This window comes from Acinetobacter sp. GQ146 (genome assembly GCF_059758585.1).
In genome coordinates, this window is the sequence record NZ_JCAXDV010000003.1 from 293,021 (window position 1) to 309,273 (window position 16,253).

General features: G+C 42.0%; 17 protein-coding genes. 6 read left to right on the forward strand and 11 right to left on the reverse strand.

The features are described 5' to 3' along the window. Positions 1-140 precede the first annotated feature (140 nt). On the forward strand, positions 141-695 hold the full coding sequence (locus AC6CHI_RS07400) for a hypothetical protein (protein WP_498120555.1): 555 nt from the start codon (positions 141-143) through the stop codon (positions 693-695). Positions 696-775: 80 nt separating this feature from the next. On the opposite strand, the gene AC6CHI_RS07405 is transcribed toward AC6CHI_RS07400, so the two are convergent. Continuing rightward, a complete protein-coding gene (locus AC6CHI_RS07405) occupies positions 776-1,108 on the reverse strand; it encodes a HopJ type III effector protein (RefSeq protein ID WP_458891706.1) in 333 nt (110 codons plus the stop codon). Positions 1,109-1,269: 161 nt separating this feature from the next. Here AC6CHI_RS07405 and crcB point away from each other — a divergent pair, with 161 nt between their 5' ends. Next, positions 1,270-1,653, forward strand: a complete 384-nt coding sequence (gene crcB / locus AC6CHI_RS07410) for a fluoride efflux transporter CrcB (protein ID WP_498120413.1) — start codon at positions 1,270-1,272, stop codon at positions 1,651-1,653. A gap of 91 nt (positions 1,654-1,744) precedes the next feature. On the opposite strand, the gene AC6CHI_RS07415 is transcribed toward crcB, so the two are convergent. The 4 genes from AC6CHI_RS07415 to AC6CHI_RS07430 form a co-directional block, all read right to left on the reverse strand. Further along, positions 1,745-1,999 carry a type B 50S ribosomal protein L31 gene (locus AC6CHI_RS07415; RefSeq protein ID WP_498120415.1) on the reverse strand — a complete coding sequence of 85 codons (255 nt, stop codon included), beginning with the start codon at positions 1,997-1,999 and terminating at the stop codon, positions 1,745-1,747. Positions 2,000-2,100: 101 nt separating this feature from the next. Next, complete coding sequence (locus AC6CHI_RS07420; protein ID WP_498120417.1) at positions 2,101-3,402, reverse strand: ABC1 kinase family protein; 1,302 nt, start codon at positions 3,400-3,402, stop codon at positions 2,101-2,103. A 298-nt stretch (positions 3,403-3,700) separates the two neighbouring features. Further along, positions 3,701-4,999 (reverse strand): MATE family efflux transporter, encoded by a 1,299-nt coding sequence (locus AC6CHI_RS07425; protein ID WP_458891964.1) that lies wholly within the window; start codon positions 4,997-4,999, stop codon positions 3,701-3,703. Between the two features lie 92 nt (positions 5,000-5,091). Next, entirely contained in the window at positions 5,092-5,553 is a 462-nt protein-coding gene (locus tag AC6CHI_RS07430) for a DMT family transporter (protein ID WP_498120419.1), read from the reverse strand. Positions 5,554-5,677: 124 nt separating this feature from the next. Between AC6CHI_RS07430 and hemW the strand changes: the two genes are divergently transcribed. After that, on the forward strand, positions 5,678-6,832 hold the full coding sequence (hemW, locus tag AC6CHI_RS07435) for a radical SAM family heme chaperone HemW (RefSeq protein WP_498120421.1): 1,155 nt from the start codon (positions 5,678-5,680) through the stop codon (positions 6,830-6,832). Positions 6,833-7,201: 369 nt separating this feature from the next. Here hemW and AC6CHI_RS07440 read toward each other — a convergent pair whose 3' ends face one another. From AC6CHI_RS07440 to AC6CHI_RS07450, 3 genes are all read right to left on the reverse strand, one after another. Then, positions 7,202-7,399: a hypothetical protein gene (locus AC6CHI_RS07440; RefSeq protein WP_241626000.1), complete on the reverse strand. Its 198-nt coding sequence runs from the start codon at positions 7,397-7,399 to the stop codon at positions 7,202-7,204. 63 nt (positions 7,400-7,462) lie between these two features. After that, positions 7,463-7,690 (reverse strand): hypothetical protein, encoded by a 228-nt coding sequence (locus tag AC6CHI_RS07445; RefSeq protein ID WP_458891701.1) that lies wholly within the window; start codon positions 7,688-7,690, stop codon positions 7,463-7,465. A gap of 97 nt (positions 7,691-7,787) precedes the next feature. Further along, positions 7,788-8,003 carry a cold-shock protein gene (locus tag AC6CHI_RS07450; protein ID WP_498120423.1) on the reverse strand — a complete coding sequence of 72 codons (216 nt, stop codon included), beginning with the start codon at positions 8,001-8,003 and terminating at the stop codon, positions 7,788-7,790. A 1,056-nt stretch (positions 8,004-9,059) separates the two neighbouring features. Here AC6CHI_RS07450 and AC6CHI_RS07455 point away from each other — a divergent pair. Further along, complete coding sequence (locus AC6CHI_RS07455; protein ID WP_498120425.1) at positions 9,060-9,434, forward strand: rod shape-determining protein; 375 nt, start codon at positions 9,060-9,062, stop codon at positions 9,432-9,434. Between the two features lie 160 nt (positions 9,435-9,594). Beyond that, the gene (gene hchA, locus AC6CHI_RS07460; RefSeq protein ID WP_498120427.1) at positions 9,595-10,464 is read left to right on the forward strand and encodes a glyoxalase III HchA; all 870 of its coding nucleotides are present in this window, start codon (positions 9,595-9,597) and stop codon (positions 10,462-10,464) included. Between the two features lie 67 nt (positions 10,465-10,531). Here the strand turns inward: hchA and AC6CHI_RS07465 are convergent, their stop codons facing one another. Then, positions 10,532-12,355: an acyl-CoA dehydrogenase C-terminal domain-containing protein gene (locus AC6CHI_RS07465; protein ID WP_498120429.1), complete on the reverse strand. Its 1,824-nt coding sequence runs from the start codon at positions 12,353-12,355 to the stop codon at positions 10,532-10,534. Between the two features lie 346 nt (positions 12,356-12,701). Between AC6CHI_RS07465 and AC6CHI_RS07470 the strand changes: the two genes are divergently transcribed. Next, positions 12,702-15,005: a hypothetical protein gene (locus AC6CHI_RS07470; protein WP_498120431.1), complete on the forward strand. Its 2,304-nt coding sequence runs from the start codon at positions 12,702-12,704 to the stop codon at positions 15,003-15,005. Between the two features lie 76 nt (positions 15,006-15,081). Here AC6CHI_RS07470 and aroE read toward each other — a convergent pair whose 3' ends face one another. Further along, complete coding sequence (gene aroE, locus AC6CHI_RS07475) at positions 15,082-15,870, reverse strand: shikimate dehydrogenase (RefSeq protein WP_498120433.1); 789 nt, start codon at positions 15,868-15,870, stop codon at positions 15,082-15,084. Positions 15,871-15,987: 117 nt separating this feature from the next. Further along, the gene (locus tag AC6CHI_RS07480) at positions 15,988-16,179 is read right to left on the reverse strand and encodes a hypothetical protein (RefSeq protein WP_458891692.1); all 192 of its coding nucleotides are present in this window, start codon (positions 16,177-16,179) and stop codon (positions 15,988-15,990) included. Positions 16,180-16,253 lie beyond the last annotated feature (74 nt).

Genomic DNA, 16,253 nt, shown 5'->3' on the forward strand with positions numbered 1-16,253 from the left:
CCTTTAAAGGCTACGAAAGTTCAGTCAGCGTGACCAAACTCTTCATGATTGTTACCAATTCTGCAAATTTTAAGCTGTAATTCAGGCGTATGATTAAAACTAGAACAGGATGAAATGCATTGCAAGAGGTGGTCATGAACATGCGACTCGCAGCCCTATTAGTATGTGCCAGTATTTTGAGTACAGGCAGCTATGCATCTTCTGCGGAATATAATATTGCCAAAGGGCTTCCTCCCATAGCCAAGGATCAATCTATTTCGGTACTCAAAGTTTTTAAAGGGGATTTTCGGATTTTGGGGTCTAAAATCTATACGGATGATGAGCAAGCCAAGTTTTCCCCGATTGATTATGCGGTGAGTTGGGGGCTGTTTGCCGAACCTGAAATTGCGCGGCATATTTCGGTGAATCAGTATGATCGCTATTTAAACTGGAAAATGGACAAAGTTCCTGTGCCGACCGAGCAAGCCATGCAAATGGTGTCGAATATGCATATTATTCCTGCCAATCCGCAAGTCGCGCAGCAGATTCAACAGGTTCGACGTGGTGATTTGGTACGTTTACAAGGGGAACTGGTCGAAATTAAAGACAAAGATCTGGTGTGGCGTTCATCTTTAACCCCGACGGATACGGGGGATGGCGCATGTGAGTTGTTTCGCGTCAGCTCGATTGTCTGGATTGAAAAAGTCAAAGGTTAAACCGATTGATGGCACTGCTCGGCTGAATTGATCATAACAATCAAACATCAGTTGCAGCAGTGCTTGAGCAGAAACTGCAATTATTTTGCCGTTAGCGCCTGACCTTCAAATTGAATGCCCGCCCAACCTTGCTGCATGAATTGACGGATATTTTGGTGATCTGTGCCTTCTGGCGTTGCCAATACTGCGGCATAGTGCTCTGCAAATAAAGACAAGGTTTGTTCTGGATTCAAATCATTGAGCTGAGCAAAGGAAAACACTTTGGCACTGCCTTGGTTTTCAGTTGCAGCATTGTGCTGTTGACCATTTTTAAATGCCGTTGGGGTGTGGGTATAACGTGCTTCAATATACGCCAATACATCTGCAAATTTTGCTTCGCCTGCCTGTAATTGTGCTAGTAAATCCTGAGCCATAATGTCCTCAAACACAGTGAAAATGGGTTCTGACTATAGCAAGTTTTGCCAAAAGCTAAATGATTTTTCTGGACTAAATTCGCTACTGCAGCGGGACAGACGTTGACAATTAACTTGATGCAGAGCATAACAGGGAGGATTTAATTTTTGATGATCAAGACATGAATTGGCTGTTAGTGGCTCTCGGCGGCGCAATCGGGGCTGTTTCTCGTTATGGTTTGGGCAGTATTCTCATTAAATCCAGTACAACGTTTCCGTGGGCAACTTGGTACATTAATCTACTCGGCTGCTTTTTGGCGGGCGTATTTTTTGCTTGCAGTCAGCACTATCCCGCTTTACAAAATAATGCCCGTTTATTTTTAATGGTCGGCATTTTGGGGGGCTTTACCACTTTTTCCAGTTTTGGCCTAGAAACGTTTAATTTAATGCGTGAAGGTCAACTCATGTTGGCTGTGAGTTATGCTCTGTCGAGTGTGATTCTCGGTATTCTCCTGCTTGCGGTCGGTTATTTTATTTTTTCCTCTCTCTTCGCATTGAAAGCCTAGGCATAAAAAAAGAAGTCTAAGTGGAGGATAGGGACTTAGACTTCTGAATAGTTGTAGTCTAGAAGGTCAAACTTAAAACAAGATTAATTGCTTAGCCTTTACGCTGAAAGCGTGCGAAGCGTTTATTGAAGCTCGCCACACGACCTTCATTACTGGCTTGACGCACTTCACCAGTATAAAACGGATGTGAGGCACTGGAGATATCGAGCGTGACATAAGGATAGCTTTTGCCTTGATATTCGCGTTGTTGTGCGCTTTGTAATGTACTGCCAATAATAAAGTAAGCATCGGCATTGGTGTCGTGGAACAGTACTTCACGGTATTCAGGATGGATATTGGGACGCATGGTCAAGCTCCTCAGTTGTCATTAATTGTTATGTTATAATATAACATATATAAGCCAAATAAAAAGACCCATGTTGCCATCGGTCTTTTCATCGCACTGGATCAGTCTTGCGGGCTAGGGACTAAGGCTTCAAATACATCATTTAAATCGTCATTTACTTTTAAATGAACCAGATTCCAATAATGTCCTGAAACTGTTCGGTTCACCATGAGGGTATAAGGGGAAGGTTTAAACACATCCCAATATTTCAATGAAGATTTCACCAGTTCCATACCATCATAATTGGCGGAATTTTCTGCAAAGTCATAATGCGTGGTCAGTGGACGCATCAGCACTTCCAGCCAAGCGGTATATAAGTCTTTTGGAAATTTCCCCGGTTCGGCAATCGCATGTAGGGCATCTAGCTGAAGTTCGATTTCTGCAATGTCCTGCCGACGCGCTGCCTGAATCAATTGCTTGAAGTGATGCACAATGTCATTGGACAAGACTTTGACCCCGCCGTAGTCGTAAATAATCACACTGCCATCTTCACGGAAGGCAAAGTTACCCGGATGAGGGTCACAGTGAAAACGCTTCAGATAGAAAATCTCTTGTCCGATGGCACGCAGTAGACGACGCCCCAGCTCATTGCGGGTGTCTTGTGACCATGTGCTGGCGGTTTCGATGCTTTCGCCTGCTTCAAGACTTAAAGTCAAAATATGCCGTGAGGAATAGTCCGGATAGACTTTGGGAATAATAATTTTACTGTCGAGCTTTTCGTGAAAGGTTCGTGCAACTTCTAAATTTTGCGCTTCAATCTGGTAATTCAGCTCATTGTCTAGGCTGGTTTGAATTTCCTGAAATAGGCGATCTTGGAGTTTGCGGTCAACTTTTAATACGCCCATAAGTCGTAGCGCAAGTCGAATTTGTTTCAGGTCACTTTCACAGGCTTCATCCACCCCAGGATATTGCACCTTGACCACCACCTGTTCGCCATGCGGCAACAGGGCTTTGTGTACTTGACCAATGGAAGCTGCTGCAAAAGGTTGCTCATCAAAATGCTTAAAGATTTGTTCCAGCGGTTTGCCCAGCTCTTTTTCGACCTGTTGCTTAATTTCGGCAAAGGGCATGGCGGGGGCTTGACGTTGCAGCTTGGCAATGGCCCGCGCTACTTCTGGCGGGAAAATATCTTTATATTGCGAGGCAATTTGACCGACTTTCATCACCGCGCCTTTCATTTCTCCCAGCGTATCTGCAATTTGTATCCCAATGTCCTGAAAGAGCTTACTACGTGCTGCATTTTTTTGCTCTTCATCGGCATTAAAGTTTTTAATCGAATTGGACACGGTTTTGGTAGCAATACTTGCAGTCATGCTGGCAAGTTTCATAAAGCGACGACCAGATGTATGAGTCGTTTTAGCCATGCAGTATTCCTCGGAAAATCTCGGTCTGGGGGAGTTTTGATCATAGGCGCTAAATTTGAATTTGCCTATTTTAAATTGTTAATAATGCGTATACAGGATTTGGCATAGGAAGCATGCAGCCCTAAAGATGCCGAGAGTGGTGGGATTTTTGATTGGATGGGACGTGTGAAAGGCTGGCAGAAAAGCCGCGGATTAGATGATAAACGTGTGCGGTATTTGCATTACGACAACAGCACAGCAGAATAAGATGGTCTGTAATGACCTTGAGCACGAGGCTCAAGGTCATTGCGGGAGTGGGTTAAGTCGACTGTTTTAGACGATGGTTATTTAGATATAAACGGCTGAGCAAGAGCACACAAGCAACGCTTAAACCGACAATCAAGCCGACCCAAACCCCTGCGGCTTGCATACTGGTAAAACGGGCCAAATAAATGCCAACAGGGAAGGCCACCACCCAATACGCCAGCATGGTAATCCACATGGGTCCTTTGGTGTCTTGCATTCCACGTAAGCAACCTGCGGCACTCACTTGCCAAGCATCCATCAGCTGATAGGCAATCGCGAACAACACCAAGTACATGGCAATCTGTGCGACATCGTAATCTGAAGTGTAGATGGCAATAATTTCAGCCCTAAAAATCCACAGTAATAACATGGTCATAAGAGCAAAGCAGGTTCCCGCAGCCAGTCCAACCAATTGCACTCTATGCATCGCAGGCCAGTTTTTTTCCCCATAATAGGTGCCGACACGGATGGTCAGCGCAATGGCCAGAGACATGGGAATCATGAACAACTGCGAAGTAATTGAAATTGCAATTTGGTGGGCGGCCACAATGGTATCGCCCAAGGGGCTAAGAATAATGGCAGCGGTGCTGAAAATACTGACTTCAAAGAAAATGGCCAAACCAATGGGTAAACCCAGTTTTAAAATGCGTTTTACCCAGTACTGATCCAGCTTTTCCCACAGGGCAAACACCTGCGTGGACTTGTAGGCACTGCTTTTGTAAATGTAAGTGGCAAGGGTCAAGAACATTAGCCATTGTAAAATGGCGGTGGCAAAACCACAGCCAGCACTGCCCAGTTCCGGCACAGGCCCTAAACCATACATAAAGACAAAATTGAGAGGAATTAACACCACAAGGGCAATTAGACTAATTGCAGTGACTGGGCGCGGGTAGCCTAAAGCTTCCGAGTAGCCTCGTAAAGCGGCATACATGGTGACTGCGGGCATACCAAAACCAATGGCATGTAAGAACAGGCTGGCTTTGGCTTGCAAGCTTTCAGGCACGCCAAATACTGGCAGTAAAAATGGCATCAGCTGTAAAATCAGACCTGCAATCACACCCAAAATAAACGCCACCCATAAGGACTGACGCGCAATTGTGGCAATTTTCTCAGGCGTTCGCGCCCCTTTGGCTTCCGCCACCAACGGGGTGGTGGCAATCATGATGCCGCTAAACAGCAGCATCACCGGAATCCATAAGCCGACACCCACCGCAATAGCTGCCAAATCTGTCGCAGAAAGATGCCCGGCCATAATGGTATCAATTAAACCCAAACCAGCTTGGGCAAACTGCGTCACTAAAATGGGCAACATTAAATGGAAAAGTTGTTTTAATTCATAACGGGTAGAGGTGACATTCGACACAAAAATTACTCATCTTCATTATGTGCTTGGTCAGAATAAATTCAGCGTTGTAAAGTGAGAAGCACACCAATAAAAATTACGACGCCACCAAGTAAACGCTGCCAATTTACAGGCGTTTTGTCGGTACCAAGGAGACCAAAATGGTCAAAGATCATCGAGGTCAGGATTTGACCAAAAATAACTAAACCTGAAAACGTGAGAAAACCTAATTTAGGGGCAGTATAGATGCTAATACTGATGGCATAAACCCCTAGACATCCCCCAAGCCATAAGTACCATGGAATACTGGAAAAATCTTGTAAATGGGGTTTGCTGACTGGCTGTAACAGCACCAGCACGGCCAAAACCAGAGTACCAATGCAAAATGACAGCAGTGCGGCTTGTAGCGGGGAATATAAATGCTCTCTTAACTGCGCGTTAATTGCGGTTTGAAAGGTCATGGCAATGCCAATACCGAAAGCCAGCGGCAAGAAAAACAACAAGTGACCCGATATTTTCATCATTTTAAACCATTCATTCTTCTTATCTTTTTATCAGTCTAATGCAAATACCTACAGATTTCATAAGAGTCTTGATGCAGTCATGTTAAAATATGCAAGATTTCCGCTGTGCTTTAGAGTCCTGTCCTTGGCTGATTTACTTCCTGCAAATATTCCATTGTCTTTATATATTCACATGCCATGGTGTGTGCGTAAGTGCCCTTATTGTGACTTTAATTCGCATGCGGTGCCAGATGGCAAACTGTCTTTAGACTTGGAGCAACAGTACTTACAGGCTTTGGTGGAAGACTTTAAAACCCAAATTGACTTTGCGCAAGGGCGCAGCATTCATAGTGTCTTTATTGGCGGTGGTACACCATCGCTGATTTCAGCACAAGGCTATGCTTGGTTATTTGCTCAGCTCAAAGCTTTATTGCCATTTGAAGATGGCTGTGAGATCACGCTCGAAGCCAATCCCGGTACGCTGGAACATGATCCTTTTGCCGATTATTTGGCAGTTGGGATTAATCGCCTGTCGCTTGGGGTGCAAAGTTTTGATACCGAACATTTACAAAAACTTGGGCGGATTCATAGTAATCACGATGCCATTGCTGCGATTGGTCTAGCGCGAGACGCAGGTTTTAAACGCATTAATGTTGATCTGATGCATGGCCTACCTGAACAGACCTTAGAACAAGCCTTATTCGATTTAAAACTGGCGGTTGAAAGTGGTGCAACGCATATCTCTTGGTATCAACTGACCATTGAGCCGAATACAGTGTTTTTTAGAACCCAACCTATTTTACCTGTCGATGAAGTGCTGGAAGACATTCAGGCCCAAGGTGAAGCCTATTTAAAAGCTCAAGGTTTTGTGAATTACGAAGTTTCGGCATGGCGGAAAGAATTACCTTCGGCACATAATTTGAATTATTGGCAATTTGGGGATTATTTGGCCATTGGTGCAGGTGCACACGGTAAAGTCACGTTGCCTGATGGCGTGTATCGCTTTCAGAAAACCCGCTTACCGAAAGATTATTTAGCCAAAGTTCCTGCTGAGCATGTGCAGTTTAAACGCATTGCAGCGGAAGAATTGCCGTTTGAATTTATGATGAATGCGTTGCGATTAAATGATGGGGTTGCAGCAGAAAATTATGCGTTACGTACAGGTTTGAGTTTGGATGATTTATCTGAAACCTTGGCTTCTTTACGCCGTCGAAAATTGATGCAGGATGATGTCACTCATTTGGTTTGTACTGAACAGGGGCATATCTTTTTAAATTCGGTACTGGACGAGTTTTTGTAAGCTTAATACGAGAAACTTGTAAATTGAAATGTCATTTTAAATTCTGATTTAAAATGACGTCAGGCTATACGGAGCATTGGTTGTAAATGCCCGATTAGGATTAATTGGGCATTGCTTTATATTTTAATTCATTGATTTATAGTGAATAGGTGGATTAAGTAGATTTTAGAAAAATGGTCTAATCTTCAAATTAAAAATAAATAGATAAAAAGAAGTTAATGATCTTCAATCAAAGTACAGGCTTTCCAGCAGGTACTTTGGTACAGATAAATAAAGGTTTTGTTGTAATTAGATGCCCGTTTTTTACTTTCTAAAATTGAATCTCGATCATCTTGAGCTAACACGTAATGATCTAACACAAATTATTATCTATATAATTTTAAAAATTTTTCCACTTAAGGTACTTTGAAAAAGCATTTCAAAACTAGGTCGAATATCTTCACCATCAACGGTGATATGTTTTATATTCGAATGAGATTGCGTGTTGGCAAACTGATGATCCACTGTTGCTTGAATAGTGTGTTTAATCCCAAACTGATCTTTCACGCTAAGACTCTGTTTAAACATATATATATCCTTAATAAAATTGTAGTAGGAGAGTAAATTATTGATGTTTTATTAATTTTATCTCTAAGAAACTTTGTGGTTCAATTTAAACAATTGATTTGGAGAAGTGTAAAATGTACGACCATCCAAATTTAAATCAACCTCGATTCCAGATTCCAGCAGAACTCTTTTACCAACTTCAATTTGTTTAAAACCTTGACGTGTATTCTGCATTTTATTGAGGGGAATTAATGAAACAACAATTTCAGTACCATTTTTAGATTTTGCAATTAAATCATTTATTTTTAACAACTTATATCCTATTTTTTAGAGATTATTTGTTTTTGAAAACAAATTTTAAAGTTTAAAAAAGCACTCGTGAGTGCTTTTTACTACTGCCTATTATTACTTAGATCGCAATAATATTTACAGCATTCGGTCCTTTTTGACCTTGAGCGACACTGAATTCAACTTGTTGGCCTTCAAATAAGGTTTTGAAACCTGAACTTGCGATTTCGCTGAAATGCGCAAAAACGTCTGGACCTGATTCTTGTTGAATAAAACCAAAACCTTTAGTTTCGTTAAACCACTTAACAGTACCTTTAACAACATTTGAGTTTGACATAATATATCCTACTAATTTTTAATAATTTTTTAGTCATTTTATTGACTGATTATAACTTTGAAATAATAAAGAATGAGACTTAAAATCTAAAAAACGAAGGATTATGACTAAAACTGCGATACTTAAGGAAGATTTACCGAAACAAGACTTTTTTCTAGTTAAGTTAACTATACACTAAAAATATAAATAATCAAGTTTTTAAATATATATATTTATTTTTTTTATAAAAGAATAATTTTTCTATAAAAAACCTTTTAATTCAGTAATATATACTTCTGCTTTAATTGTGATTGCTATTCAATAGGTTTAATTGACTCGAATGGCATTTTTTAAACTCAGTCAATCAATGTGATTGTATGGTTTCAGACTATTAGTTGTTCTCATTTTAGAAATGATGCTTTTTCTCAATTCATAAAAACAACTTTTATAATGCTTTGGGTTTTCGAACATAATGCTTATGATACAAAGTGAATTTATATTTTTACTTAAGTATTAAGCGCTTAATAGGAATTCAAAGTTAAAATGCACAAAATGCCGACATTGAAACAAGTCGGCGTTTTCATGAGCGAAGCTGTTACTTGTAGCGAATTGAGTTGCTAGTAAACCATTCAGATTTTAATTTGTCCCTCAATAGCTGAATGCTTCGGTTTCTGAAATGATCCGCAATTTCTGCGGATAAATCTTGGGTTGAGTTTTGAGCAGTTTTGTACGCTGTGGCTGACATAAATCAGAGAATATTGCGTCTATGTCAGCTTTAAAATTTTTCATATGATGGAGCCATAGAGAACAGGAAGTTCCAAAACATAAAACAATAATGATAAGTTCAACACCAGGATGTGAGGTACGACAGGAGTTATACCTAAGCAACATATACAAAAAAGCCCGACAGGATGTCGGGCTTTTTTACTTTCTAAATCAGCGCAAAATCGAATGCAAAATAAAGATCTGATTTAAATAAAATATTGGGTATGATGCGTATTGTTTTTAATTCTGATAAATATGAAAATTTATAAAAAATATTTCTAATCCAATAAATTTTTGAACTGAGAACTAGAAATGATCAAAGATGATTTAAATAACCATCCTAAAGCTATATGGATACATTTTTATAAAGACTGTATGAAATTGATGGACATGGATAACACCGTCAAAGCAATAGAAACACCCAAAATGCCTTATCATCATCCCAGAATGGTTTTGGCAGATTTTGAGCAGGCTTCAGCAACGTTAAAAGCCCTGATGAAGCATCATTCTCAAGGTTTCTCTTTTTTTAAGATTACACCTCCTATTGTCATTGTACAAATTATGGAGCCAATACCACATGGTCTAGCAAGTATTGAAATACGTGCTTTTAAAGAATTATTTTGGGGTGCTGGTGCACGAGAAATAAAACTTTATGACATTGATGGAAAATCTATTGAAAGTGAATAACAAGCAATTTCTAAGACTCTTTTTAGTTAGAAAAGCTTCGAATTACATCTTAAAACAGTGCCACTGTGAAACTTTGTTATGCTGAATAAATGCGCTGTAGTGCAGGACTTTAGGTTTCGAAAAATTGAAAAAAACCACGCAATAATAAAGGAGAATTCGTATGGTACAGGCCAGCCAAGACCGTAATCCAACCCCTGATTTAGCTGAAGACAATGCCTTTTTCCCTTCACCTTATTCACTTTCTCAATACACTGCCAGTAAAACTGATTTTGATGGCACGGACTATCCTACGCCTTATACTGGGCATAAAAAAATTCTGATGATTGCAAGCGATGAACGCTATTTGCTAATGAAAAATGGCAAATTCTTTTCTACGGGCAACCATCCTGTAGAAACCTTATTGCCGATGTATCATTTAGATCGTGCAGGTTTCAAAATTGATATTGCGACCTTATCAGGCAATCCTGTCCAGCTTGAAATGTGGGCGATGCCTCATGAAGATGCTGTGGTGCCAGCAACATTCCACAAATATTTAGCCCAGTTTAAAAAGCCTTTAAAACTTGCAGATGTATTGAAAAATAGTTTAGGTGAGGATTCTCCCTATTTGGCTGTCCTTATTCCTGGTGGGCATGGTGCTTTAATTGGTTTACCTCAAAGTGAAGACTTAAAAACTTTATTGAAATGGGCGGTAGCCAAAGATAAATTTGTGATTTCTTTGTGCCATGGACCCGCAGGATTATTGGCAGCAGCTGTAAATGAAGCACCAGAAAATTATATTTTTAAAGGCTATAAAATGTGTGTTTTCCCCGATGCACTTGATCAAGGGGCAAACCTAGATATTGGTTATATGCCGGGGGAGTTACCTTGGTTATTGGCGGAACGCCTCGAACAACTGGGTGTTGAAGTGGTTAATAAAGAAATGTCGGGACAATGTATTCAAGACCGTAAGTTAATTACAGGCGATAGCCCGTTGGCATCGAATACCTTGGGTAAAATGGCAGCTCAAGCTTTATTGGAAGAAGTTCAGTAGAGAAATGAAAAGAGATGTAAAGAATAAAAAAGACCGCCTTAGCGGTCTTTTTTATTGAGTTTATAACTTAGTAATCAAAACTAAAATGTTCCGCAGCCAAAGAGGTCATGGTACGAGAAGGATTGACCATCGCTTCAGCATGACCTTGAGTGCGTGGTAACAAACGCTCAAAGTAGAAGTCTGCCACTTTAATTTTGGCTTTATAGAATTCAGTAGTTTCTTGACCTTCACCCGCAGCAAGTTTGGCAGAAGCCACCGCAGCTTGTTGTGCCCAGAAGTAGGCCATCATCACATAACCTGAGAACATTAAGAAGTCGACAGAAGCACTCGAAACAATGTCACGATCCTTACGTGCTGCCAGCATAATGCGGACGGTTAAGGCATTCCATTGTGCACATAGCTTGGTTAAATCCCATGCAAAACGACGCATGTATTTATTGCGTGCATGTACACCACAGAATTTCAAAATTTCAGCGGTGTAGTCACGAATCACTTTACCTTTAGAGGTGAGTAACACTTTACGACCAATCAAATCCAGTGCTTGAACACCCGTTGTGCCTTCGTAAAGAGTTGAAATACGGGCATCACGGACAATTTGTTCCATGCCCCATTCCTTAATGTAGCCGTGCCCACCATACACTTGCATACCATGGTTGGCGGCTTCAAAGCCCAACTCGGTCAAAAAGCCCTTTAAGATAGGGGTATAGAAACCTAAATGGTCATCATGCTCTTCATAGGCTGCGGTATCACCACGTGTTAAAGCATCCGCCATTTTATCGGCAATTTGCGCAGCATGATAAATCATGGCACGACCACCTTCAGCAATGGCTTTTTGCGTGAGTAACATGCGACGCACATCGGCATGGTGAATAATTGCATCCGCTACTTTTTCAGGGTCTTTTTTACCTGAAAGTGCACGCATCGACATACGTTCCTTGGCATAAGGCAATGCGCCTTGGAATGACAATTCGGCATGGGCAATACCTTGTATAGCCGTCCCAATACGCGCGGTATTCATAAAGGTAAACATGGCATGTAAGCCTTTGTTTGGTTCACCAATCAAATAGCCCACGGCATTGTCAAAGTTCAATACCGAGGTAGCAGAAGCGCGAATCCCCATTTTATGCTCAATCGAACCACAGGTGACAGGGTTGCGTTCACCTAAGCTGCCATCTTCATTGACCAAGAATTTCGGCACGATAAATAGCGAAATACCTTTGGTACCCGCAGGCGCATCAGGTAAACGTGCCAAGACAATATGCACAATGTTTTCGGTCAGGTCATGTTCACCTGCCGAAATGAAAATTTTGGTGCCCGAAATGTTATAGGTACCATCCGTATTCGGTTCTGCTTTGGTTTTGACTTGACCCAAGTCGGTACCACATTGCGGTTCAGTCAAACACATGGTGCCAGACCAAGTCCCCGCGACTAAATTTGGCATATACAGATTTTTTTGTTCATCCGTACCAAACTGCAAAATAGTGTTCATACAGCCAATACTTAAACCTGGGTACATCTGGAAAGACCAGTTCGCAGTACCCATCATTTCCGATTTAATCAGGTTGAGGGATTGCGGTAAGTTTTGCCCACCAAACTCTTCAGGGAAAGACAGACCTTGCCAGCCACCTTGGACAAACTGGTTATAGGCTTCTTTAAAACCTTTTGGCGTTTTCACTTCACCATTGTCAAACTGACAACCTTCCTCATCACCAGACTGGTTGAGAGGGGAGAGTACGTTTTCACAGAAATCCGCCGCACCTTCTAGAATCATGTCTACAGTGTCAGCATCGGCGAGTTCGCCATTGGATAAAGTTTTGTAATGTGCAGGGTAATCAAACACTTCATTCATTAAAAAGCGAATGTCGTGTAGCGGGGCTTTATATGCTGGCATGATATTAATCCTAATTTAGAAATAGTTTTTGGATTATCCGAATCGATAATTTGATTATTCACATTAGTTATAAAAATACATTGATAGTGTAGCCTAATAAAAATGTCAGAAAGGCTAATTGACTTAAAAAATGTTATCAAAATATTGTATTTTTTTGCTACAGTATCCGCGGTCTTTTGATCAATTAATCAAATTTTTTGATGTATTAAAGTATAAATAAATAAGGGGTTTAAAAAAACCTATGCGTTTAAAATATTTAAGTTGCTGTCTTTTAAGTTTGAGCATGATCGGTTGCTCCCAGCATGTCATAAAATCCAATTCGAATGCATCTTCTACGCAGAACTCTTTGCAACAACAAGCGGCAGCTGGCGTGAATGCCATGTACGAATCTCCGAGTTATGATTATCGTGGCACGATGGGTTTTCAATTCGATACCAGTCGTAGTCAGCTTACGGCTTCCAACGCGGCACAACAGCCCCCTCAAAATCTCGATCCGGCATTGCAAAAGCAGTTAGATCAATATATCAAACAGCAAAAGTTATCGTTAAATAAGCAACAAAAACAAGCCTTGTATAATGCGATTGCCACAGCACAGCATCCTTATGCCATGTACGGCACAAGGGGCGATTCATCGGCAGCACGCATTGCTGCAGGTGCCATGAATTTTATGAATGATTTGCACATCAGCTATGATGGTTCGGTGCATTATCGAGACAAAATGGCCTCGTTAAATTTGGTTGCGAAATACCAGAAGCCAACCTTACTGGTCGAAGCCAAGTTACCGATGGTGGTCGATTTCCAAAACTACAAGTTCTATGCCAACTATTTCGCCTTGATGCCGTATCTAGTCAATCGTGAAAGTCAGGCTTCTTATGCTTATCTTGATTTTTCTAAATATAAGCAAGACATTCAACGAGTCAATCTGCCGAAGTTGGTCGACTATTTGAAACAAGTCAATGCTTTACCTTATGCACTGGCGGATGCAAAGCAGCTACAGCGAGTGAATGTCACCGCACAAGAAAAACAACAAGGCATCAGCAATAAAATTCGCTATCAAGGGGATTTAGCTACCTTGATGTTACAGATGAGTGCGTTTGAGCAGATCAATAACCCGTATTTCAATCAGCAGGTTTTGGGCTTGGTTGAATCAGATTCTGTGGGCGAAGATGCTGCGGCACCAACGGCAGAAGCCGAGAAAGTCGTCGCAGCCGCTGAAGAGGCGGGTGGTTCAATCAGTGCCCAAGCCTATGCCTCATCAGAGCGTGTCAGCAGTTTAATTAATGAACGCTTGGATGAGTTGCTTTATTCAGGACAAGATGCCGCACAGGATGGGATTGAGGCTGAGGAGGCAGATTGTGGGGGTGATCAGGCGACCTGTGATAGCGCTGAATCCGCGTATGCCGATACCGAGAATGAGAGCCATGCCGATGTGGATGCCCGTGCAGTTGAGGCAGAAGAAAACAGCTTATTGTCTGAACAGGCTTGTGAAGCACTCTTGGGTAGCAAGAAACATTTGGCAATTGGTGATGTGACTTTCTGTCGGGACTATTATGGGGTGAAACTGCTGCAAGATGCTGAAAATACCTCGCCAGCTACAGCGAGCACTTCGAGTTTGGAACAGAAGCTGAGCGCGATGCAACAGGTGCAAGCGATTTTTGCCCCTTATGTCAGCGAGCAGTTGACCGATGTGCAAGCCTTTAAAGCCTTGTGGGTCAAACACCAAGCCGAAATTCAGGCCGCACTGGCAGACAGTGGTCAAGACATGCCGGTCAGTATTGTTATGGGCTTAGATGCGCAAGGTCGCGCAGTCGATTTGGATTATCAGTTGCAATTGAGTGATGACACCATCGGTAAGATGGGAGTGCATATAGACATGCAAGTGTCGAATTATGGACAGGCCACCCCAATTGATAAAAAAGCCTTACGTGAAGCCAAGTCCGTCGAAGAAGTGACCAAAGGCTCAATGTTGGAAAATGCCATCAAAGGTTTTACCGAGTCTTTAGGGATCTCGGAGAATGTCGCGGAGAATGCGCGGGATAGCTTGAGTTTTGATGAACAACTGTCGGAATTGGCGGGAGAAACCTTTGCCAAGACCGGTTCTTATCTGAAGACTTATCAGGCGGTATTTGTGCTGATGCTGTCAGCGCATCGCCCTGAACTGATGCAACACTATAGCAACAGTGAATTGAATGAAATTGCTGAAGTTTATGCTTATCGCTTTAATGACCGTTTAGACGAGCCAAAAGGCAAAGCCTTAACGCGTTTGAATGCTCTGAAACAAAAGCATAAATTGCTAGAGCCCGACCAGTTCGATGATTTGGGCTATAGCGTTGCCCGTATTGTGCAAGACGCTTCAGCGGGTGCAGAAGAGCGTCAAGCGTGGAATAAACGCATGCAACAATACAAAACTCCGCAAGCCCTGTTTGCCCACTATTATGCTGAACTGTTCAAAGATGATTATGATTTGAATGCGGAACAGAGCAAAGCGCTCACCGGTGCCGCAGCGGTACTGGGACAAGCCTTTGCTGATGATCGTAAGCAGAAGCTTTCAGAAAAATCGATTGCCCAGTTAACGACAGACTATGATGGCTTGTTTGATTTCGATCTGTATGAAAAAGCCTATATCGATATTGTGACGCATCAGAAATAGCCCTTTAGATAAAAATAAAAAACCAGCCGATGGAGGCTGGTTTTTTTATGAGGGGTATTTAGGCAAGCTTAGAGGCTTAGAGAAAATCTTTTAATTCTGGCTTGACCCCATTCCAAATGGAAAAGGCTTCAATCGCTTGACCGACCAACATACCAAAACCTTCTGAAGTCGGCACACCACGAGCCTTGGCTTGTTCGAGAAAGCTCGAGGGTTTGCCATAGGCCATTTCATAGGCATGCTGGAACTGCAGTTGTTCAGGCAGAATTAATGCTTCACCACTGAGGCTGGCAGATGTGGCATTAATCACCAAATCAAACTCGCCATTGAGATCTGTAAGCGCGGTTGCGCTGAGTTCCGCTTGAGGGACATGCTGCTGTAAATCAGCGACCAATTGTTCTGCACGCGCTAAGGTCCGGTTGGCAATCACAATTTTCTTGGCACCGGCTTGCACCAACGGATAGATGACCCCTCGTGTCGCCCCGCCAGCACCTAAAATCAGAATACGACTGTGTTGCAGTGACCAACCTAGGGCATGAATCGCGTCTACCAGTCCTTGACCATCGGTGTTATCGCCATACAGTTTTCCATCCTGCATCCACAGGGTGTTGACGGCTTTAGCCATTTTGGCGCGCTCAGTCAGGACCTGACATTGTGCAAAGGCTTGTTCTTTGAAGGGTACAGTCACGTTCATCCCACTGCCACCGTGCGCAAAAAAGTCTGTGACGCTGGCTTCAAAACCATCGAGTGGGGCTAAACGTTTGCTGTAGTGCAGATCTATGCCCGTTTTTTCTGCAAAAGCATGGTGCAGCTCTGGAGAACGAGACTGCTCAATAGGATTCCCGATTACGGCAAACTGTTTGCTCATCACACAAGTTCCAGTGGAGAAATATGCAGCACTATACGGCAATTTAACCGGATGCTAAAGTCTTGGGGGCTTGGATGACTGAGTGAAAGACAGGCTGGAATTCACCTGCTGTTTTTTTTAAGGGTTACAGATGTCTTGTACCAGATCAATTAAAAATAAGAACAGCACGATGACTAACACCATCCCTGCCAAAATCGTGATACTGAGACTCAGATGATCGCTCAGTGCATATTCATAGATCAGATTAATACTGAGTGCGGCACAAAAGGTGCCAAGCATTGTCCAGAACAGCAGTGTTTTTGATTGCATTGTTTTAATCATTTTAAAAACCTAAAAGTAGTAAAAGGGGCTACTGCTCATCGATCTTTATCTTGAATTCAGCT

What these genes read in the sequence shown, in the direction of transcription:
- hchA (WP_498120427.1), top strand. Translation starts at nt 9,595, where the DNA reads ATGGTACAGGCCAGCCAAGACCGTAATCCAACCCCTGATTTAGCTGAA.
- AC6CHI_RS07400 (WP_498120555.1), top strand. Translation starts at nt 141, where the DNA reads ATGCGACTCGCAGCCCTATTAGTATGTGCCAGTATTTTGAGTACAGGC.
- AC6CHI_RS07420 (WP_498120417.1), bottom strand. Translation starts at nt 3,402, where the DNA reads ATGGCTAAAACGACTCATACATCTGGTCGTCGCTTTATGAAACTTGCC.
- aroE (WP_498120433.1), bottom strand. Translation starts at nt 15,870, where the DNA reads ATGAGCAAACAGTTTGCCGTAATCGGGAATCCTATTGAGCAGTCTCGT.
- AC6CHI_RS07465 (WP_498120429.1), bottom strand. Translation starts at nt 12,355, where the DNA reads ATGCCAGCATATAAAGCCCCGCTACACGACATTCGCTTTTTAATGAAT.
- AC6CHI_RS07405 (WP_458891706.1), bottom strand. Translation starts at nt 1,108, where the DNA reads ATGGCTCAGGATTTACTAGCACAATTACAGGCAGGCGAAGCAAAATTT.
- AC6CHI_RS07480 (WP_458891692.1), bottom strand. Translation starts at nt 16,179, where the DNA reads ATGCAATCAAAAACACTGCTGTTCTGGACAATGCTTGGCACCTTTTGT.
- AC6CHI_RS07415 (WP_498120415.1), bottom strand. Translation starts at nt 1,999, where the DNA reads ATGCGTCCCAATATCCATCCTGAATACCGTGAAGTACTGTTCCACGAC.
- AC6CHI_RS07450 (WP_498120423.1), bottom strand. Translation starts at nt 8,003, where the DNA reads ATGTCAAACTCAAATGTTGTTAAAGGTACTGTTAAGTGGTTTAACGAA.
- AC6CHI_RS07425 (WP_458891964.1), bottom strand. Translation starts at nt 4,999, where the DNA reads ATGTTGCCCATTTTAGTGACGCAGTTTGCCCAAGCTGGTTTGGGTTTA.
- AC6CHI_RS07455 (WP_498120425.1), top strand. Translation starts at nt 9,060, where the DNA reads ATGATCAAAGATGATTTAAATAACCATCCTAAAGCTATATGGATACAT.
- AC6CHI_RS07440 (WP_241626000.1), bottom strand. Translation starts at nt 7,399, where the DNA reads ATGTTTAAACAGAGTCTTAGCGTGAAAGATCAGTTTGGGATTAAACAC.
- AC6CHI_RS07430 (WP_498120419.1), bottom strand. Translation starts at nt 5,553, where the DNA reads ATGATGAAAATATCGGGTCACTTGTTGTTTTTCTTGCCGCTGGCTTTC.
- crcB (WP_498120413.1), top strand. Translation starts at nt 1,270, where the DNA reads ATGAATTGGCTGTTAGTGGCTCTCGGCGGCGCAATCGGGGCTGTTTCT.